The sequence below is a fragment of the Rickettsia asembonensis genome (genome assembly GCF_000828125.2).
Taxonomy (GTDB): Bacteria; Pseudomonadota; Alphaproteobacteria; order Rickettsiales; family Rickettsiaceae; genus Rickettsia; species Rickettsia asembonensis.
Genome location: NZ_JWSW01000022.1, coordinates 1 through 20,863, shown reverse-complemented (window position 1 = coordinate 20,863; position 20,863 = coordinate 1). Strand labels below are relative to the sequence as shown.

The window sequence follows — 20,863 nt, the reverse complement described above, 5'->3', positions numbered from 1 at the left end:
GCGTTGATATTCAATCAGGGATGATTAATAAGGTTGCAGTTACCACTGCAAATGTTACTGATAGCAAAGGTTTTAAACATGTTATGCCACACTCCGGTGCTACATATGTAGATAAAGCATATTGTACAAAGCCTGTCAAAGATACAGCCACTAGGAAAGGAGTGCATCTTTGTGCTGTAAAGAAAAATAACATGCAAGATAAGAATTTTGACCTTGATAAATATTATACAAAAATTAGAGCACCTTTTGAAAGAGTATTTTCACAAGATAATAAACGTGTCAGATATATTGGTATTGTCAAAATTCAATTCTCTGAATTTATGAAGGCTATATGTTTTAATTTGAAACGATTAACCGTTTTAACGGATAGCTAATATTATCATAGATAACGCATAGATAGTAACAAAATTTCTACTAATTTTGTATATACTGACCAAAATTTATCTTAAATTTAAACACAAATTTTTCCAAAAAAAATATCCTTCCTGTAATTCTCTGCTTAATTCCTTATCTCTCAACACTTCCATAATATACTAACACCTATGCTCAATCAACCGGATAAGCTGGTTCAAATCTTAGAAAATATTGAAAATAAAAAATATATTAATGTCGCTACTAGTATAGGTAGTTTAGTTTGGAAAGAAGGTCAAACGCTGAATATTATAAAACAAATACCAAATGTCGTTAAAGCGGGAGTTGGTTATTTTAAATCTGATAAGGTACCTGTAGAATTAGAAAATAAAGTTCCGGCTGATGTATTAAAAGAAGCACAAAACATCGTCTCAAATTTAAATAGTAAGATTAATATTGTAGGATCTAAAACAAATACACTTTCCATTACTCCTATTTCTAATAATAAAAAGAAAGAAGAAATAAATAGATAAACTATATATAGCAAAAAAGAGATATTATTAATTTGTCATTCCGTGGCTACGACCACGGAATCCAGGGCTTTTAAAGATTTTTTATTACATAGTTTTTTTAAAGTAAAGCTTTTAAAAAAAGCTTTACTTTACTGGATTCCCGCATACGCGGGAATGATATGGAACGAAAAATGTCCAGTACTATAGAATAAATCACGGGATGACAGCGTATCATTTTTATTTTGCTCCAGTTATAGTAATATTTAATATTTGTGCAAACTCTTCTTGGTTAGAATATTCTAAGGTGATTTTTTCTTCTATCTGATTTTTAAACCAAGTAACTTGTCTTTTAGCATAATGGCGGGTTCGTATTTGAGCTGCACTTAAAGCTTCCTCTAAAGTGAGGTTACCGGCTAAATAAGCTAAAATTTCTTTTATCCCTACAGCTTTTAAATTCATATAATCCTTAGGAGCAAATTGTTTTTTTATAGAAGCGATTTCGTCAATTGCTCCTTCTTTAAATATTTTTTGTAAACGCTCATTGCATGTTTTATATAAAAATTTTCGTTCAGGATTTAAGAAGATAATTTTGAAATTAAAATCAGATAAGATTTGTTCTTTTGGTAAAGTTTGAAAGGAAAAAATAGATTTACCGGTTTGCAAGAATACTTCATAAGCTCTAATTAAACGCTGAGTATCATTTTGGTTTATTTTAGAAGCAGCAAGCGGGTCAAGCTCCTCTAATTTATTCCATAATTCTATATTACCTATTTTAGCATGTAAGTTTCTTACTTGTTCTCGTAAATCATCAGATATATCAGGGATGTTATTATAGCCCAAAACTAGAGAATTGATATATAATCCCGTTCCTCCTATTAATATAGGTAGCTTGCCCCTAGCAGTTATTTCTTTTATTTTTTCTGTCGCAAGTTTTAAATATTTTATTACTGAGGAATCTTCCTTAATTGATAGAAAATTATATAAATGGTAAGTAACTTCAGCTGTATAGCTTTTCGGAGGGGAGGCGGTAATAATAGGGATTTCTTTATAAACCTGCATTGAATCAATGTTTACTATCTCTCCTCCATTATAAGCTTTGGCAAATTCATGCCCTAAATAAGACTTTCCGCTAGCAGTCGGCCCGCATAATATAATTATTTCTTTCTTTGTCACTTGTTTAAATTCCGATGTCATTCCGTTGATCGCAGAAATCCAAAAAAATAGTCTTAATATTGACAAAATAAACCTAAAAAAACAAGTTTTTTGTCAGTTTTACTGGATTCCCGCCTACGCGGGAATGACATAATGTAACAACACCTCGTAGAAATGACATCGTACAATTAAACGTTTTCAGTTTCATCAATAGGAGTATTTCCTAAAGTCGGAGTATTATTGATACTATCTGCCGGCTCACTAAATGTTCTTGTACCAAGTTTTTCATCATAACTAATAGTTAAACCCTCAAAAATGTTTTTTATATCAGTATAGTCAACAATTAAGCTACGTAAGCCATTAGATGCTGCTACGTCACTGTTAAGTTGAAAAACGAGAGGATTATCAGTAGGCTCAAGGTCGTTACAGTTTATTACTAATGGTGCCTTGTTGTTAATGTTAATATTCAATGTATTTGCACCTGCACCTGTTGGCATTACTGTAACTAATTTATTATCAGTATCAGCTGATATATTGACGTAGTCTATTTGATATGAGATTTTTGACATATTATTTTTCCTTATATTAATTAATGTGAGAAAAATATATAAAATAATATTGATATTTTTAGTTATTTTTCTGGATACCGTGGACAAGCCACGGTATGACACATCTCTCTTTAGTTAGCAATGCTTAATTAATAACCCGTATTTCTCAAGATATTTGTTAATTATAGTTATTATTTCCTCTAAACCTTCTTTACTTGCTGATTCAGCTCTTGCAACTATAATAGATTCGGTATTAGAGCTACGTAATAACCACCAGCCATGCTCAGTATTTACCCGCACACCGTCAATATCATTAAATTCTATTTTGTCATCAAGTAATTTTTGCTTTATTTCTTCTATAATTTTTAGCTTTAGTTGTGAAGGGACGGAAATTTTAATTTCCGGTGTACTATAGCTTTTCGGTAAATCTTCTATTATCTCATCTAGCGTTTTATCCGATTTGCTAAGTAAATCTAAAAATCTAAGGGCTGCATAAATTGCATCATCAAAGCCAAAATATTTATCGGCAAAGAATATATGCCCACTCATTTCACCGGCAAGTAAAGCTTTTGTCTCAAGCATTTTGCTTTTAATAAAAGGATGACCGGTTCGCCATATTATAGGATTCCCGCCAAATGACCTAATTCTATCAACTATTAACTGACTGGCTTTTACATCGACTATTATGGTTGCGTTTGGATTTTCTTTTAAAATATCCTCAGCAAATATACATAAAATTTGATCACCGAATAATATCTTACCGCTTCCGCTTACAATACCGATTCTATCACCGTCACCGTCAAAAGCTATACCAAGGTCACAATTTTGTTCTTTAACTAATTTAATTAGCTCTTGTAAATTAGCAGGGTTGGTAGGGTCAGGGTGATGGCTTGGAAAATTCCCGTCAATCTTACTATTTATGATTATATTTTCATTAGTTAAACTGCCTTTTAGCTCTTCAATAATATTACCCGTTGCTCCGTTACCGGAGTCCCAAGTGACTTTTAATTTTGGATTAATGCTTATTCCGTCTAAAATATTTTTTAGATATTTAGATTGGATTGTATTGCTGTACTCTATGTCATTCCTGCACCCCCTTGTGTCATTCCCGCAAAAGCGGGAATCCATGTATCCACTTGTATTAATCTGGATTCCTGCTTTTGCGGGAATGACACAAGGGGGTGCAGGAATGACATGATTATCCAAAACCCTCATTAGTAAATCCTGTATCTGATCACCGAAAAAAGATTTACCGTTTTGTAGTATTTTAAAGCCGTTATCGTCACGAGGGTTATGCGATCCCGTAACCATAATACTACCGGCAGGCATAAATTGTTTATCGACAAAATATAGTACGGGAGTCGGAACTACGCCAATATTTATGATTTCAGCCCCTGCCTCAGTTAATCCTAATTCTAAGGCTTTACAAAGGGTAGGGGAGCTGAGCCGACTGTCTAAACCAACACAGATTTTGTTGTTATCCTTTGTTATACTCATCTCAGCAAAACAAAAGCCGATTTTATAAGCTACTTCTTCTGTTAAATCCTTAAGGCTATTGCCTCTTATATCATAAGCTCTAAAAATTTCTTTGTTAATTTGCATAAAAAACCCTTTATGTCATTCCTAGCTAAAAGCAGGAATCTAGTACGTTGCTTTGTCATCCCGCGACTTAATCGCGGGATCCAGTTAAAAATATTAATATCATAAGCTGTTTTTATGGACCCCGTGGCCAAGCCACGGGGTGACAACCTAGCACGGGATGATACATAGTCTAAAAACTAAAGCTTTCACCTAAATACACTTTCTTAACTTTCTTGCTGTTTGCTATTTCCTTAGCACTTCCTTCTAATAATACTTTACCTTCAAAAATAACATAAGCACGGTCGACTATACCTAGAGTATCACGTACGTTATGGTCGGTAATTAATATGCCTATATTAAACTCACGTAAATAAGTAATTAGATTTTTGATATCGGAAATAGCAAGCGGGTCAATACCGACAAGCGGTTCATCAAGCATGATAAATTTAGGCTCTATTGCAAGTGAACGTGCAATCTCAAGCCTACGCCTTTCACCGCCTGATAAGCTAGCAGCGGATAAATCTTTTAAATGAACTATCGAAAATTTCTCTAGCAAATTATGGGTTTTTTGTTCAATTACTTCCTTATCATTTTCAGATATCTCAACTACAGCCTTAATATTATCCTCAACCGATAATCCCCGAAAAATTGAAGGTTCTTGAAGAAGATAGCCGATTCCAAGCCTTGCTCGTAAATAAATAGGTAGGTTGGTAATATTTATATCGTTTAAAAGTAATTGCCCTGAGTCCGGTTTCATTAAACCGATAATAATGTTAAAACAAGTTGTTTTACCGGCTCCGTTCGGACCGAATAAACCAACTATCTCTCCTTGTTTTATATTCAGAGATATATCAGTTAATATATTCCTTTTTTTGTAGGATTTTGATATATTTTTAACTTGTAAGCTGTCCATCTTTTTTATTTTTTGTTTGTTGCTCTTTATGGCATTCCTGCGAAAGCAGGAATCTAGAAAAAATTTTAAAGGTTATAGAAGCTTTTATAATTTATTTTATTATTATTTGGATTCCTGCTTTCGCAGGAATGACATAAAGATGATTTTTTAATCCATAAAGCTATTTCTTAACAAGATCTACATAATAGATTAGTTTATTAGTTTTTAAGACATTATCATCACGCTGTAATATTACATTACCAAGTAAAATAAGTTGTTTGTCATCAAAAAAATATTTAGCACTATCTGCAAGTAATAATTCATTATTTATTTTTCTTTCTACAGTCAATTTGATCGGAATAACTATATAATCAATAGTTTGTTTATCATCTATTGTTTTATAAAAAATATATAATTCTTTTGTTCTAAGTATCGCATTATCGAAGTAAACAACAACATTTCCAAGATATTCTGCTTTTTGTTTAATTCTATCAATAATTAAAGTATCAGATGTTATATGTAAATTTGAAATATTTTTATCATTAGCATACATAGATATACTAACAGTAAGAAATACTACAAGTTTAATAATCCGATAAATCGATGATTGTAGAGACATTGCCTTTAAAAATTATAATATTATTTTCATCTTTCGTATTAAAACTATCTGAAGTAACTGAAGAGTTTTTATAAAGTAATTTAGCAGAGGAGTTGCCGGTTATATTCTTATTTACTAAATCAATCCTTGCATCGTTAGTGTTAAATATGATCTCATCAAAAAAAAGTTTTACATCGTTTTTTAAATCTAATATGTTTGATTCTTCATCTAAAAAGCCTTCTTTCGCATTGATAATAAGAGTTTGGTCTTGATTTACGTTATAAATAGCATTTATTATATCTAGTTTATATTTGTTATCCGACTCTTTTATAGCTCGCTCAGTTTTAATTTTATACGCATTTAAATTTTTATTTACTCCTTCAAAAATTGAATCTTTCAATATAATATTATATTTTAAATCAAAATTTTTAGTATCTTTTAAACTTTTTTTTGTAACGTTAATATCATTTCCTTCATTAATATAACCGCTTTTAATTAATATATATCCTATATACAAAATTCCAACTATTATTAAAAGATATACAGATTTCCAAATTTTTTTTCGCCGTTTATAAGAAGAGGGCATAGATTTCAGCTAACTCCCATGCGTAGTAAATCATGAATATGAATAATGCCTATGATAATATTATCATCAACAATCGGTATATTAGTGATATTCTTGGCTTTCATTAAATTTAAAGCCTCTTTTGCAAATATTTCCGATGAGATATGAATAGGGTTTTTGGTCATAATGCTTGATGCTGTTTTTAAGTGAATTTGATCGTTAATATGACGACGTAAATCCCCGTCGGTTATAATACCTATCAAATTTTGGTTTTTATCCGTGACAAGTGTACAACCTAAACGTTTTTTATTCATAATAATTATAGTTTCGGCAAAGGAAGTATCTTCATATACTAAAGGTATTTCATCACCGCTACGCATTAGGTTTTTAATTTTTGTTAAATTAGCACCGATTGTACCTCCCGGATGATAAATTTTAAAATCATCTTTAGTAAAGCCTCGTTTTTCATGTATAACAGTCATTAAAGCATCACCTAGTGATAACATTATTAAAGATGATATAGTAGGAGCTCCAATTACAGAAGCTTCCGGATATTCAGGTACTATTAATAAAAAATCGCTTCTTTTAGCTAAAGTGGAATTTTTATTCATTGTCATTGCAGCAATTTTTATGGAAGAGTTCTTACAATATTCAATTATATTAAATAGCTCTTTAGTTTCACCGGAATTAGATAGCATAATTACTAGATCATTTCTGGTCACCATACCTAAATCGCCGTGACTTGCCTCTGCCGGATGTAAATAAAAAGCAGGCATACCGGTTGAAGAAAAGCTAGCAGCTATTTTTCTTGCAATATAACCGCTTTTGCCTATGCCGGTTAGGATTATCCGTCCTTTGAAAGATAGTAAAAATTCTATAATTCTGTTAAAGTCTTCAGGGATATTTTCAGATAATTTTTCTAAAGCACTTGCTTCACTAGAAATAACCCTCTTTGCGATGATTTGGTAATTATTTGTGTGGTTCATTTATTTACTGTCATACCGCGACTTGATCGCGGTATCCATTTAAATATTATTAGATACCGCGATCAAGTCGCGGTATGACACCGGATATACTATGACAACATCAATTAAAATACTTACGTTCTGTAATTACTTCAGCAGTTTCAGCATTATTATCTTCATTCCAAGCCCGTTTTTTACTAGAATCACGTCGCTCAGGTTCTGAATTTTCCTTAGCATTATTAACATTATTTTTTGGCTTTGGATTATTTGAAGATTTATCCTTATCGGCATTTTTAATAGTTAGTTTTGCTTTGCCTTTATTATCAAAGCCTATCAGCTTAACTTTTACTATATCGCCTTGTTTTAAAACACTGCTAACCGTTTCTATTCTTTCTTCTGAAATTTCACTAATATGAACAAAGCCGTCTTTATTACCTAAATAATTAATAAAAGCACCGGAATCTAGGACTTTCATTACTGTACCGTTAAATATTTCACCGATTTCAGGTTCAACGGCAATAGCTTTAATTTTATCTAAAGCGACTTTTAGCTTATCTCTATCTGAAGCATAAACAGAAACGCTGCCGTCATCGCTTATATCTATTTTAGCACCGCTAGTTTCACAAATTTCCTTTATTACTTTACCGCCCGGTCCTATAATATCTCTAATTTTATCCTTATCTATTTTTATAGTAGTAGTAGAAGGAGCATTTTCACTTAGTTCGCTATTTGGTTTACTAATAACTTTATTCATTTGCTCAAGTATATGCAAACGACCGAGTCGTGCTTGCTCTAAAGCTACTTTCATTATTTTAAAATCTACTCCGGATATTTTGATATCCATTTGTAATGCAGTAATACCTTCACTAGTTCCTGCAACCTTAAAGTCCATATCACCGAAATAATCTTCATCTCCAAGAATGTCGGATAATACCGCAAATTTTTTGCTTTCCTTAACAAGCCCCATAGCAATACCCGCAACCGGTGCTTTTATCGGTACGCCGGCATACATTAAAGCAAGAGAACTACCGCAAACAGTTGCCATTGAAGAAGAACCGTTAGACTCCGTAGTTTCAGCAACTACTCTAATAGAATAAGGAAATTGTATTTTATTAGGTAATATTGGATTAATAGCACGCCATGCGAGTTTACCGTGTCCGACTTCACGACGACTAGGTGCTCTCATCGGCATTGCTTCATTTACAGAGTAGGGCGGAAAGATATAATTAAGCATAAAACGCTCTTTATACTCACCCTCTAAACTGTCAACTATCTGCTCATCTAAACTAGTACCGAATGTAGTGCTAACTAAACTTTGCGTCTCACCTCTAGTAAATAAAGCTGAACCGTGTGCAGAAGGTAATAAACCTATTTCACAAGCAATTTGTCTTATATCCGTGGTACTTCTTCCATCTATACGTCTATTTTTTTCTAAAATCTCGTTACGTAATATATCTGATTCAATAGATTTTAAAGCCGATTCGATTTGATAATTACTATATTTTTTATTTTCTATGTCGCTTACAAAATGTGTAAGAACTTTTTCAGGTATTAAATCTAAATTAGTACTACGTTCCTGTTTAGATTTAATCGCAAAAGCTTGTTCAATTTCTTTTACAAATAACTTCTCAATTTCTTTCTTTAATGAGGCAGGATATAAATCTTGCATTTCAAGCTTTGGTTTTTTAGCTTCTTCTGCTAGTTCTTTAATTATCTTTATTACCGGCTGGAAGCTTTCAAATCCAAATTTTACGGCTTCTAACATTTGTTCTTCAGCGAGTAAATGAGCTTCCGATTCAACCATCATTACTGAATCTGATGTTCCTGCAACTACTAAATCAAGCTGACTTGTTTTTAATAATTCAAGTGTCGGATTTAAAACAAATTCACCATTGATTAAACCGACTTTACTTGCAGCAACTATTTCTAGATAAGGAGCAGGGGATAGGCTAAGGGCAGCCGATGCACCAATAATTGAAAGTATATCTACCGGAGTTTCAGGATCATATGAAAGAACACTGCAAGTTACATGCGTTTCATTCACAAAAGCCGGATGAAATAACGGTCTAATCGGTCTATCTATTAAACGAGATACTAAAACTTCTCTATCTGATGCTTTTCCCTCACGTTTAAAAAATCCTGCGGGGATTTTACCGGCAGCATATGCCATTTCTCTATAATTAATCGTTAAAGGAAAAAAGCCGATACCTTCTTTTGCTTTTTTAGCTACTACTGCTGTACATAATAAAACGGAATTACCCATTTTTACCGTAACTGCTCCGTCAGCTTGCCTTGCTATCTTACCTGTACTAAGCTCAAGAACTTTCCCGTTCCATGTAACACTCTTAGTTATTTCGTTAAACATCTATTTATCTCATTTCATAATTTATATTGTATTCAAAGTGTCATCCCGTGGCTTGACCACAGGATCTCAGGACGCAATCTGTGGCACAAGATCCCGTGTTCAAGCCACGGAATGACAGTCGTAGTATGACATTTGTACTACTTAATCTTTCTAATTCCTAGCTTACTTATTAAATCTAAATATTCGCTAACATTATTCTTTTTAATATAGTTAAGTAATCTACGACGGCGTCCGACTAAAATTAATAATCCACGTCTTGAAGTATGATCTTTATGGTTAGATTTAAAATGCTCGGTTAAATTGTTGATTCTTTCAGTTAAGATAGCACATTGCACCGCACTTGAACCGGTATCATTTTCCGTTATAGCATATTCTTTAATTAATTTTTGTTTACGTTCTTGTGTAATCGACATCGATAATTTCTCCTTAAATATATAGACTCCCAGTTTTAAAAGAAGTCTTATGTTAAATTAAATACTCGTAAAGAATTAAAGCAACTCTTGTTTAAGCTACCTATTGCAAGCAGAGTGCCTTTATAGCGAACCCATAAAAGACTAATTTCTTTTTCATAATTAAATAAACATTTCTGTCCGTATTTAATTTGCTGTGCTTGGCTGTCAGTTGCATCAAGAACCAGGATGTCGTCCAGTATTGCTTCTATCTTTATGCTTTTTTCCTCTAGGAAATTTTTGGTAATTTCGTCAGGTGATTTAATTTGGATAGCATTTTTTTCTTTAAATATTCCAACCTGAGTACGGCGTAATTCTATCACAAATCCTAAACTTTGCAAGGACAATGCCAAATCTTCTGCTAAAGTCCTTATATAAGTACCTTTTGAGCATTCCGTATAGTATGTAGCGGTAGCATTTTTCTCATCAAAATTTAAACATTTTAGATTATAAATAGTTATATTTCTTGGCTTTAATTCTACTTCTTTCCCCTCTCTAGCCAATTTATAAGCTCTTACACCGTTAACTTTAAGAGCAGAAAAAGCCGACGGTATTTGTGTTACGTTACCGATAAATTTAGAACATACGGCATAAGCCTCTTCTTGAGAAGGGATATAATCTTTCGTTGCTATTATGGTGCCGGCATAATCGCCGCTATCGGTTTTCGTTCTGAATTTTACGGTAAAAATATAGGTTTTTCTAGCATCAATTAGCAGCTGTATTAGCTTTGTAGCTTCAGCTACGGCAAGGGGTAGTATCCCTTCCGCTTCAACATCTAAAGTACCGGCATGTCCTACCTTAACTTCTTTACCAAGTATTTTTTTTACCATGCTAACCAGTTTAGCAGAACTTATACCTCTTGGTTTATAAATATTTAACCAATAACTATTCATTAATATACTTCCATAAAATAAAGGGTTGATAACTTAAAATTTTTTCGTCATTGCGAGAAGATATTGTTGCGTGGATCAATTTCACCTCTGTCATACCGTGGCTTGACCACGTGATCCAGTTAAAATACTAAAATTATTAGTATTTGTTTATTATTTTTACGGACCACGTGGTCAAGCCACGGGGTGACACAGTGGATTTTACCAGTCCACGCAACAATGCCTTGCGAGAAGAATTACGATGTAATCGACGAAGCAATCCAGTAAAAAAATGCTAAAATTAGCATTTTTTATTAATTTTCCTGGATTGCCACATGAACTAAAGTTCGCTCGCAATGACGATATTAACTCTTTTTAGTTAATACCTCAAATTAAACGAGTATATCCTTGACTTAAGTTTAGAAAATCTTTAATATTTCTAGCCAATAGCAAGATATAGGTTAGACCAAATAATGACGATTAACTCCAGTAATATAGAAAGTCCTCCCTCTAAAATCAATAGCCGTTTTTCCAAACTTACCGATTATATCTGGCCTATAAAACGTCACGAAGTTTCTAAATTTTTATTCATCAACTTATTAATGTTCTGTATTTTATTTATCCAAAATCTAATCAGAGCTTTAAAAGATAGTATTGTTACTACTATGATAGGTGCCGAGACTATCTCATTTTTGAAGTTTTGGGGAGTGATGCCGTCAGCCTTCTTAATGATTGCTATCTATGTAAAACTTGTTAATAAGATGAAAGCAGAAAATATATTTTATCTTATCATATCAATTTTTTTGGCATTCTTTGCACTATTTGCTTATGTTATTTTTCCAAATCATGAAATACTGCATTTAAGCCCTGTAACCGTTCAAAATTTAACGGCAAATTTACCTAATTTAAAATGGTTTATATTGCTTTTATCAAAATGGAGTTTTTCACTATTTTATATAATTGCTGAATTATGGCCAAACGTAGTTTTTGCATTACTTTTTTGGCAGTTTGTTAATAACATTACTACAGTGGAAGAATCTAAAAGATTTTATCCGTTATTCGGTCTACTTAGTCAAACAGGTATTTATTTAGCAGGGCAGTTTTTAGAAAATCTAAGTAATATTAATGATTACGTAACTAATAAATTTGCATTGCAATCGTCTTTTCATACACTTTCTATACAAATTATTCTAACTATAGTACTAATTTTAGGCATAATAGCTATTAAAACTTTTTGGCTGCTTAATCATAAAGTACTAGATAAAGAGCATATGGCGTTACTCAAATTTAAAGCAACGAAAAAATCTATGACTATTGCCGAAAGTTTTCAGATGATTCTATCGTCAAGGCATATTAGATTAATTGCAACTTTACTTATCTGCTATGGCATTGCCATTAATTTAGTAGAAGGTCCTTGGAAAGCAGCAGCTACTAAAATTTATAAAACTCCAACCGAATATGCAGCTTTTATAGGAAGTTATTTGAGCTACACCGGAGTATTTACTATTTTATTTGTCGTACTTGGTTCAAATATAGTTAGAAGACTTGGCTGGTTTACGGCGGCTGTTATCACACCTTTAATAGTTTTTATTACCGGTATATTATTTTTTGCTGTTAATAACTTTGAAGGATTTGCCGGCTTAATAATAGCAAATTTTATTCTAACCGATCCTACTTTAATTGCTATAACAATAGGTGCTATTCAAAATGTGCTTAGTAAATCAAGCAAATATACCTTATTTGATTCAACAAAAGAAATGGCCTATGTTCCTTTAGATCCGGAAATAAAAATAAAAGGAAAAGCTGCTGCCGACATAATAGGTACAAAGCTCGGTAAATCAGGCAGTGCATTTTTACAATCATTGGTATTTATAATATTACCTTCCGCTAGTTATCAATCTATTTCCATCTGTTTAATGATTATATTTATAATTACTTGCTTAACTTGGCTTTGGACAACTAAAGAACTCAATAAAGAATATAAAAATTCTATTAAATTTTCTCAATAATAATATCAGTTTTTTCTTGATATTACTAAAATCTCTATATACTATCTTTGACAGTATAACACAAGCTGTGAATTAATGTGTCATCCCGTGGCTTGACCACGTGATCCGGACAACAGTTTAAAATACTAATTAATTCTAGTATTTTAAGCTGGACCCCGTGGTCAAGCCATGGGGTGACAGCAGAAAATTTGTGCTAATTAATTTTTGGTTAAATTAGAGGTTTTATGAGTAAAGATAATACTGGATATGAAAATGATGAAGGATATGAGTCCGATATAGATGAAAAAAAACAAGAACAAGCTGCTCCTGCTCAACCTACACTAGATACAGCTGATGATGGTTTTAGCTTTACTCCTGCATCTTCTACTCAATCTACTCCTTCAATCAGTAGCTTATCGGGCAGTATTTCCCCTGATGGTCAGACATCAGACCCAATAACCAAGGCTGTAAGAGAAACAATTATACAACCACAAAAAGATGAGATAGCAGAACAAATATTAAAAGACCTAGCAGCTCTTGCAGACCGTGATTTAGCTGAACAAAAAAGAAAAGAAATAGAAGAGGAAAAAGAAAAAGATAAAACATTAAGTGCTTTTTTCGGTAATCTGGCTAATAGAGAATTTATTGATAAGGCTTTAGAAAATCCTGAACTTAAAAAGAAATTAGAATCAATAGAAATAACCGGCTATAAAAATGTTCTCTCAACATATAGTGCCGCTAATGGATATCAGGGTGGATTTAAGCCGGTACAGTGGGAAAACCAAATAAGTGCAAGAGATCTTAGAGCCACGGTAGTTAGAAATGATGCAGGCGATGAACTCTGTACCTTAAATGAAACAACTGTTAAAACTAAGCCTTTTACTGTAGCTAAACAAGACGGTACTCAGGTTCAAATCAATTCATATAGAGAAATAGATTTTCCTATAAAACTTGATAAAGCCGATGGGTCAATGCATCTATCAATGGTAGCATTAAAAGCCGATGGCACAAAACCATCTAAAGATAAAGCCGTATATTTTACCGCTCACTATGAAGAGGGACCAAACGGTAAACCTCAACTTAAAGAAATAAGCTCGCCGAAACCTTTAAAATTTGCCGGAGACGGACCGGATGCGGTAGCTTATATTGAGCATGGCGGAGAAATTTATACACTTGCGGTAACACACGGTAAATATCAAGAAATGATGCAAGAGGTAAAACTAAACCAAGGGCAGAGCGTTGATTTATCACAAACTATAGCTGAAGATTTAACAAAGGTACAAGGTCGATCTCAGGAAATACCACAACCAATAATAACTCCGAATCAAGAATTAAAATCATCTATTGAAACGCCTACTACTACACAAGTACCGCCAATTACTCCTGCCAACCAGCCAACGCAACCTGATACTTCACAAATGCCACAGCCGCAACAAATGAATCCAAACCTCCTTAATGCAGCTACAGCTTTATCAGGCAGCATGCAAGATTTATTAAATTATGTAAATGCAGGTTTAACAAAAGAAAAAGACGGTAATAAACAAATTGATTTAATTAACGAAGCAGCCATGGCAATTCTTAATAATGAGAAAAGTGATATAAAGCAGGTTAATATCATTGCTTTAGCTGAAAATACAATCAATAATAATGACCTCACACCGGACACAAAAGTAGCTGGAGTAAATGCGGTATTAGAAACCATAAAAAATGATCAGAATACTCCAGACCTAGAAAAATCAAAAATGTTTGAAGTTACAGTAGCTATAGCTTTAAATTCAGAGAATCTTGAACCGAAGCAAAAACAGCAGATGTTAGAAAAGGCAGTAGATGTCGGTTTAAGTCTTAAAGATGATACAAGTAGAGCTGCGGCAATTGACGGTATTACGGATACTGTAATAAAAAGTAACCTTTCTACTGAAGATAAAGGGACAATGCTTATAGCAGTAGATGATAAGGTTAATGCCTCTGAATTAAGCAATGCAGAAAAACAAAAATTATTAGGTTCTGTATTAAAGAAAGGTGTAGAAGACCAAGTTCTCAGTTCAGAACAACAACAATTGATGCAGCAGAATTTAGATAAGATTACAGCAGAACAAACTAAAAAAGATACAATAAAAAAAGTAAATGATATTTTGTTTAATCCTCTAAGTAATACTGAATTAAAAACAACAAACATACAAGCCATTACGTCTAATGTTTTAGATAGTCCGGCTAAAGTAGAGGTAAAAAGTGAAATAATTGAAGGAATTACTAACACAGTTGCAGGAAGCTCGCTTGAAGCTAAAGACAAAGCAGAGATTGTTAAAGGGATAGGTGAGACTATAGCTACTCATAGTGACACCTCTTTATCCTTACCTGATAAAGCACTTATTATGGCATCAGCGGAAAAAGGTATTGCAGAAAGTAAGACTGATTTACCTGATAGAGAGCTAATGACTAAGGGGTTAGTAGAGGGTATTTATGAAGGCAAAGCAAATCCTGAAATGACTAAAGCTGTTTCTAGAAGGATTGATAAGAGTACTGCTATACCGGAAGATAAACAAGCTCTTAAAGATGCAGCGAGTGAGGCAGCTTTAGATAGAGAAACTCAAAATTTAAATAAAGATTTAGAAAACAAGCCTGATCTATATGGAGCGGCAAAGGGAGTAACAGATACATTAAAAAATGTTATTACCCCTGTTTTAGATGCTCATCCTGAAAAACGTGAAGTCTCAGAAGAAGAAGTTATGAAAAAAATTTCCAGTATATTAAGTGATGTATCTAGCTATGTACGTGATATAGCTAATAATATGAGGAATACTCTTTCCTCAAGTAGCGGCTTTAAAACTGCTGAAGAAAAAAGAGCTGAATCAGAACAAAAAATTAATGAAGTAAATAAAAAATTTAATGAAAAACCTTCTATAGAAGAAAAACTAACTTTTATTAAATCTAGTTTAATTGATAATAAAGAAAATTTGTCTAAAGACGTTCGTTTACAAATTATAGATGATTTATTAAAGAAAGAGGGAGAAGAACGAGGAGCGGCTTTCCAAGATAAAGATCGTAAAAGTGAAATACAAAATGTAAGAGTGGCATCAGGAAAGTCTAAATTAGAACCTATAGATAGGAATAACCCGGATATTGAAAAAGCTAAAATGATAGTAAAACCGGATAAAGTTAATATAAAAGACAATGTAAAAATTATGGAAGCATTAATGAATGCAAAAAATAGCATACAGATGGAAAGTTTAAGTAAATCTCTTCCTATTAAAAGAGAGTCTTCCTTTCCACCACGCTGATCAAGACTTATATTCTGTATGTTATAAGGGCAAGCAATGTCATTCCTACGAAGCATTGTTACGTGGATTGGTTTTACCTCTGTCAATCCCGTGGCTTGTCCACGGTATGACACCGAATGCGTTTGTGGTCCACACAACAATACCTTTCTGCGAAAGCAGGAAGCATGTTTTTTATATGGTTATTTTATCAATTAAGGTTGCTTTTTCTAGATTCCCGCTTTTGCGGGAATGACATTGAGAGAGTGCCACAAAGCTGCTTTTAGCTAGGAAATAATTATAGGGACTATTTGGTCGAAGCTTGTTCCCTATAATGAGGGTCACAAAAGCATAAATTAAATATTTTACGAGCTAGCTTTTAGCTTATCTTTTCCGGCTAAACATTTTACTAGATTATTAACGGCTTGTTGTTCTTCCGTACTATTAATTTTCATAAAATTTCTTGAAACTTCAATACACATACGTTGATGTTGAGTATGTACAGGCTGCGGTTTATTAGCTTCTTCTAAACCTTCAAAGAAATAATCAATATTCCTATCTAAAGCTTCTGCGATTAGTACTAGCCTTCCTACAGAAATTCTATTAATTGCTTTTTCGTATTTTTGTAATTGTTGATGAGTAACATCAATTACTTCAGCAAGTTGTTGACGAGACAACCCCTTAGCGAGTCTTAAAGAATAAATTTTCTTACCGATAAAACTATCGATTTTTTGTATAATATCGTTTTTTCTACCCATTATCTTCTCCTTGGTTACTAATTATGTCTATATTTAAAAATTTTCTTTGAACATTATAAAACATGTGGTTATCAATAATTTTATACCATTAAATTTATCGAACCTTAAGTAGAAATAATACCATAAATTAATATTATAAGCAACTATAAAATAGCATTTTTTAAGTTTTTTGTAATCATTTGGTAAATAATTATTAAAGAATCGTACAAAATTATTTCTTATCAAATAAAAATATTATAAGAACTTTAAAATTATTTTGTTAACAGTCCTATAAATTACATTATAAAAAAATAAAATTTTGGCGTATTATAGAAAAATATAAAATTAATGCAAGGAAAAATTTCATTTCTATATTAATATTTCAAATCAAGGATAATATATAGTTTCATTTTAATTATAAATTAATTATTTACAGCGAACTTATTTAAGGTTAAATATAAAATTAATAATAACAACTTAGCTTTTATAATGAGAAAAATTTTTAATTGTCTTTACGTAGCCTTATTTAGAACAATAGAAGATGATGGCGTTGAACATTCGGGATATATGTCATTCATGATACTTTTATCTATTTTCCCTTTCCTAGTATTCTTATTAGCTTTAACAAGCTTTTTAGGAGCTTCAGAACTTGGTCAAAATTTTATACAAATTTTTCTAGAAAGTCTTCCGGAACAAGCAACGGAATCAATAGAAAAGAGAATACGAGAATTACTAAGTGCTCCTCCTCAAAGTTTAATGAATCTTGCCATAGTAGGCAGTATTTGGACTGCTTCTTCTTTTGTAGAATGTTTAAGGACTATTTTAAATCGTGTATATCAAATAAAATCTCCCCCCCCTTATATAAGAAGAAGATTACTTAGTATTATACAGTTTCTTATAATTAGTGCCTTGATTACCTTTACTATGTTTCTTTTAGTGGTAATTCCAATATTATTTACAAAAATTCCGATAATATTAGAGACCATTGAAAAATATAAGATCATTTTAAATTTTATAAGATATTCTTTAATTTTAATTTTATTATTTTTAGGTGCCTCATCTTTGTATTATATATTACCTAATGTAAAACTAAATTTTATCGATGTATTTCCAGGGGCTTTATTAACTGTGATATTATGGGTAATAAGCGGCTATTTGCTTTCAACATATATAGTCTATTATAATCAACTAAATCTAATGTATGGTTCCCTTGGTAGTATAATAGTTACATTAATATTCTTCTATATTATAAATATGATATTTATCTATGGTGCGGAATTTAATTATCTAATGAAAAATTATGAAAATATAGAGTGAAGTGCGGCTTAAAGCACTTCATAAGTATTTAGTTTTACAAAAATAAAATAATTAATTGAAACAATTTCGGCAGTTTTATATTTAAAACTTTATATCAATCTTTATTTTAGTTGTAAAAAAACAATTATTTTTTAGTTTTTAGGTTTTACGAACAAAATACAAATTATTAAAAAAACTCCGGTTTAAATAACATAAAGCTATCCTGAGATGATGTAGGTAATGGAGTTAAATTATATTGTGGATCGAAAGCGTTCCCGTAAATCTTTTCTATTTTTTGGAGCGAACTTGGAGATTTTAAAGCCAACAATATTGATTTTAAAATAGTAAAAATTGCTATATACGGATCGGTTTCAGGAGAAGATAAGCGATGTTCTAAACGTTTGGGAAAAGAATTCGGAATTCGTACGGCTACGCTTCTATTATTTCCACCGTATGATATATGCGTAGGAGCCATAAATTTTTTATTTATCCGTGAATAATCTAGAGTAGTTGGCATAAAAGCGAGTAGGGTGTCTAACATATAGTGACATAGCCCTTGTGCTGCTAAAATTATATAATAATCATTAAACTCGGAATTAAAATTAATATGAAAATGCATACTATTACCATAATCATCCAAAAACGGCTTAGGAGAAAAATCTATATAACCGTTTAACTGCTGTGCCATTTTTTTTAAAATAGTTTTAACCTCTAATATATTTTTTATATATTGTATTAGGTTTACAGAAGGAGGAAGATCTATTTCAAATTGATTATTGCCTTTTTCTTCTTTTATTTTAGAAATTTTAAATCTAGCTAAGTATTTTCTTGAAAGTATTTCAAATTTATCTATATCAATATTGTGACTTAAATAAAACTCTATTTCTACGCCGATAATAGGGATTAGGTTATAGTCTTGATGAAATTGTGCTATTATTTTTTCTAGCTGTTTATTTTTTTGTAAACGACCGGATAAATTATTAATAAAACTATTATAATTAATATGGGGTATTTTCATGGAAGGATTAATAAACGGATCAGTTTATTATAAAATTTTTGATAAAACATTCAATAATTCAAGTCATAGATATAGATATATAAAAAAAAATAACTCTATAAATGAAACAGAAATAGTTGAAAACAAAAAATCTATTACTACTTATTTTAAAGCACAAGATATTTTAATTTTAAACCAAGTACATAGCAATCAAATTGTTAATGCTGATGAGTCCATAATAGCAGTACCTGAAGCAGATGGAAGCATTACAACTAAGAAAAATTTAGTATTAGCGGTACAATCGGCAGATTGTGTGCCGGTATTACTTGCAAGCGGCGACGGTAAAATAATCGGAGCGGCACATGCGGGTTGGAAAGGAAGTATAAATAATATTATTAATAATATAGTTACTAAAATGATAGAAAAAGGAGCAAAGAATTTAATAGTAATTATAGGCCCTGCTATAGCTCAAAGTTCATATGAGGTTGATGATGAATATTATAAAGCTTTCTTAAGTAAAGATATTAACAATAAACAGTTTTTTATAAACTCGATAAAAGAAAATCATTATATGTTTGATTTACCTAGCTTTGTAGAGTCAAAGCTTAAAGAAGCCGGTGTTAAAGATATAAAAAATATCGGTGAAGATACTTATACAAATCCATTAAAATACCCAAGTAAAAGACGCTCATATCATTTGCAAGAACCTTATAATCAGAATATATTATCAGCTATCGTAATTAAATAACGGCATTGCTAAATAACTCTTCATTTATCCGGAGTATATTAATGAATCAAGAGAAACATTACTATCAAATAGTTTATGCACCAAACGATATTTTTAAAAAACAAGCAGAATATATAGACATTATTGATGATAATATTCGTACTATTGTCGACAAAATGCTTCAGACTTTACATATAGAAAGGGCAGTGGGCTTGGGTACTAATATGGTAGGAATATTAAAGCGTATAGCGGTAGTTGACCTACACGAAAATAATAAATCATCGCCTATAGTTTTTATTAACCCGGAAATAACTTATTTTTCGGAAGAAAAACAAACTTTTATTGAGGGTTCTTTATCATTTCCAGGCATTGAAGCATCTATTACACGATCAAAAGCAATTAAGGTAAAATATCTTGATTATAACGGTAATAAACAAGAGCTAGAAGCAGAAGGCTTTTTAGCAACTGTAATTCAGCATGAAATAGATTATTTAAACGGCAAAACTTTCTTAGATTATGTATCAAAACTTAAGCGTGATACACTCCTTAAAAAGATGCTAAAGCATATCAAACTCCATCCTCCACATATTCACGGTAGCGGTTGTAGGCATTAAAGTTTTTGACATTTGAATTTAAAATATGTTATAATTAACTAGTTAATTATATGAAAAACGCAATTACAGCCTTTGATGCTAAAACACATTTTTCTAAGTTATTAGACCGTGCTAGTAAAGGCGAAGAAATTTTAATTACTAAAAGAGGTAAAGCTGCTGCAAAAATTGTTCCTATTGATTCTCATAATAATATTGAGATTGCAAATATTGCAGCTCTTAGACTTCGGAAACTTGCAAAAGAAATTAATTTACAACCATCGGATTTAGAAGTGTGGCTAAATTACAGAAATGAGGGTAAAAAGTAAAAAATGGTCTCTTTTGTTTTAGATTCTTCAATAGCTTTATCATGGCTTATGCCGGATGAAGTAGCAAGCTTGGATATACTGGAAGTGTTGAGAGATAA

The 20,863-nt window shown here is 31.8% G+C and carries 22 protein-coding genes and 1 pseudogene; 10 read left to right on the top strand and 13 right to left on the bottom strand.

Annotation, left to right across the window (positions count from 1 at the left end; genetic code table 11):
* A partial coding sequence (locus SB78_RS03680) for a transposase (protein WP_041078762.1) occupies window positions 1-374 on the top strand: 374 nt, incomplete at its 5' end.
* 153 nt (window positions 375-527) lie between these two features.
* Window positions 528-884, top strand: a pseudogene (locus SB78_RS03675) (hypothetical protein); the annotation flags it as partial.
* 216 nt (window positions 885-1,100) lie between these two features.
* On the opposite strand, the gene miaA reads toward SB78_RS03675, so the two are convergent.
* The 5 genes from miaA to lptB all read right to left on the bottom strand — a co-directional run bounded on the left by miaA (window position 1,101) and on the right by lptB (window position 5,057).
* Complete coding sequence (gene miaA, locus SB78_RS03670; RefSeq protein ID WP_041078763.1) at window positions 1,101-2,036, bottom strand: tRNA (adenosine(37)-N6)-dimethylallyltransferase MiaA; 936 nt, start codon at window positions 2,034-2,036, stop codon at window positions 1,101-1,103.
* A gap of 167 nt (window positions 2,037-2,203) precedes the next feature.
* Window positions 2,204-2,686 carry a hypothetical protein gene (locus SB78_RS03665; protein ID WP_241773713.1) on the bottom strand — a complete coding sequence of 161 codons (483 nt, stop codon included), beginning with the start codon at window positions 2,684-2,686 and terminating at the stop codon, window positions 2,204-2,206.
* A gap of 12 nt (window positions 2,687-2,698) precedes the next feature.
* On the bottom strand, window positions 2,699-4,165 hold the full coding sequence (locus SB78_RS03660) for a phosphomannomutase/phosphoglucomutase (protein ID WP_041078759.1): 1,467 nt from the start codon (window positions 4,163-4,165) through the stop codon (window positions 2,699-2,701).
* Window positions 4,126-4,311: a hypothetical protein gene (locus SB78_RS10060; RefSeq protein WP_199402746.1), complete on the bottom strand. Its 186-nt coding sequence runs from the start codon at window positions 4,309-4,311 to the stop codon at window positions 4,126-4,128. Before SB78_RS10060 ends, SB78_RS03660 begins: the two co-directional genes overlap by 40 nt.
* 23 nt (window positions 4,312-4,334) lie before the next feature.
* Entirely contained in the window at window positions 4,335-5,057 is a 723-nt protein-coding gene (lptB, locus tag SB78_RS03655) for an LPS export ABC transporter ATP-binding protein (protein WP_041078758.1), read from the bottom strand.
* 28 nt (window positions 5,058-5,085) lie between these two features.
* On the opposite strand from lptB, the gene SB78_RS11475 reads away from it, so the two are divergent.
* Window positions 5,086-5,208: a hypothetical protein gene (locus SB78_RS11475; RefSeq protein ID WP_277813955.1), complete on the top strand. Its 123-nt coding sequence runs from the start codon at window positions 5,086-5,088 to the stop codon at window positions 5,206-5,208.
* A 9-nt stretch (window positions 5,209-5,217) separates the two neighbouring features.
* On the opposite strand, the gene SB78_RS03650 is transcribed toward SB78_RS11475, so the two are convergent.
* From SB78_RS03650 to truB, 6 genes are all read right to left on the bottom strand, one after another.
* Window positions 5,218-5,655, bottom strand: coding sequence for an LptA/OstA family protein (locus tag SB78_RS03650; protein WP_041078757.1), 438 nt, complete (start codon window positions 5,653-5,655; stop codon window positions 5,218-5,220).
* Window positions 5,621-6,220 (bottom strand): LPS export ABC transporter periplasmic protein LptC, encoded by a 600-nt coding sequence (gene lptC / locus SB78_RS03645; RefSeq protein WP_041078756.1) that lies wholly within the window; start codon window positions 6,218-6,220, stop codon window positions 5,621-5,623. Before lptC ends, SB78_RS03650 begins: the two co-directional genes overlap by 35 nt.
* Before the next feature lie 5 nt (window positions 6,221-6,225).
* Window positions 6,226-7,185: a KpsF/GutQ family sugar-phosphate isomerase gene (locus SB78_RS03640; RefSeq protein WP_041078755.1), complete on the bottom strand. Its 960-nt coding sequence runs from the start codon at window positions 7,183-7,185 to the stop codon at window positions 6,226-6,228.
* A 100-nt stretch (window positions 7,186-7,285) separates the two neighbouring features.
* Entirely contained in the window at window positions 7,286-9,529 is a 2,244-nt protein-coding gene (pnp, locus tag SB78_RS03635; RefSeq protein WP_041078754.1) for a polyribonucleotide nucleotidyltransferase, read from the bottom strand.
* A 137-nt stretch (window positions 9,530-9,666) separates the two neighbouring features.
* Complete coding sequence (gene rpsO, locus SB78_RS03630) at window positions 9,667-9,942, bottom strand: 30S ribosomal protein S15 (protein WP_041078753.1); 276 nt, start codon at window positions 9,940-9,942, stop codon at window positions 9,667-9,669.
* Window positions 9,943-9,989: 47 nt separating this feature from the next.
* Window positions 9,990-10,871, bottom strand: a complete 882-nt coding sequence (truB, locus tag SB78_RS03625; protein WP_041078751.1) for a tRNA pseudouridine(55) synthase TruB — start codon at window positions 10,869-10,871, stop codon at window positions 9,990-9,992.
* A gap of 449 nt (window positions 10,872-11,320) precedes the next feature.
* Between truB and tlc4 the strand changes: the two genes are divergently transcribed.
* The 3 genes from tlc4 (at window position 11,321) to SB78_RS09670 (ending at window position 16,345) form a co-directional block, all read left to right on the top strand.
* Entirely contained in the window at window positions 11,321-12,856 is a 1,536-nt protein-coding gene (gene tlc4 / locus SB78_RS03620; RefSeq protein ID WP_041078749.1) for an NTP/NDP exchange transporter Tlc4, read from the top strand.
* 224 nt (window positions 12,857-13,080) lie between these two features.
* Window positions 13,081-16,113 (top strand): Sca4 family spreading effector, encoded by a 3,033-nt coding sequence (locus SB78_RS03615; RefSeq protein WP_041078747.1) that lies wholly within the window; start codon window positions 13,081-13,083, stop codon window positions 16,111-16,113.
* A 55-nt stretch (window positions 16,114-16,168) separates the two neighbouring features.
* On the top strand, window positions 16,169-16,345 hold the full coding sequence (locus SB78_RS09670; protein WP_158510097.1) for a hypothetical protein: 177 nt from the start codon (window positions 16,169-16,171) through the stop codon (window positions 16,343-16,345).
* Between the two features lie 109 nt (window positions 16,346-16,454).
* Here SB78_RS09670 and SB78_RS03610 read toward each other — a convergent pair whose 3' ends face one another.
* On the bottom strand, window positions 16,455-16,847 hold the full coding sequence (locus SB78_RS03610) for a helix-turn-helix domain-containing protein (protein WP_014412731.1): 393 nt from the start codon (window positions 16,845-16,847) through the stop codon (window positions 16,455-16,457).
* Window positions 16,848-17,315: 468 nt separating this feature from the next.
* Here SB78_RS03610 and SB78_RS03605 point away from each other — a divergent pair, with 468 nt between their 5' ends.
* Window positions 17,316-18,143, top strand: coding sequence for a YihY/virulence factor BrkB family protein (locus SB78_RS03605; protein ID WP_011271057.1), 828 nt, complete (start codon window positions 17,316-17,318; stop codon window positions 18,141-18,143).
* A 166-nt stretch (window positions 18,144-18,309) separates the two neighbouring features.
* Here SB78_RS03605 and SB78_RS03600 read toward each other — a convergent pair whose 3' ends face one another.
* Window positions 18,310-19,140 (bottom strand): type I glutamate--ammonia ligase, encoded by an 831-nt coding sequence (locus SB78_RS03600; protein WP_041078743.1) that lies wholly within the window; start codon window positions 19,138-19,140, stop codon window positions 18,310-18,312.
* Between SB78_RS03600 and pgeF the strand changes: the two genes are divergently transcribed.
* From pgeF to SB78_RS03585, 3 genes are read left to right on the top strand one after another with little or no spacing between them, the layout of a single operon-like run.
* Window positions 19,139-19,867, top strand: a complete 729-nt coding sequence (pgeF, locus tag SB78_RS03595) for a peptidoglycan editing factor PgeF (protein ID WP_041078741.1) — start codon at window positions 19,139-19,141, stop codon at window positions 19,865-19,867. The genes SB78_RS03600 and pgeF overlap by 2 nt on opposite strands.
* A 41-nt stretch (window positions 19,868-19,908) precedes the next feature.
* Window positions 19,909-20,460 (top strand): peptide deformylase, encoded by a 552-nt coding sequence (gene def, locus SB78_RS03590; protein WP_041078739.1) that lies wholly within the window; start codon window positions 19,909-19,911, stop codon window positions 20,458-20,460.
* A 50-nt stretch (window positions 20,461-20,510) separates the two neighbouring features.
* On the top strand, window positions 20,511-20,765 hold the full coding sequence (locus tag SB78_RS03585; RefSeq protein ID WP_011271061.1) for a type II toxin-antitoxin system Phd/YefM family antitoxin: 255 nt from the start codon (window positions 20,511-20,513) through the stop codon (window positions 20,763-20,765).
* The last annotated feature ends 98 nt before the right edge of the window (window positions 20,766-20,863 follow it).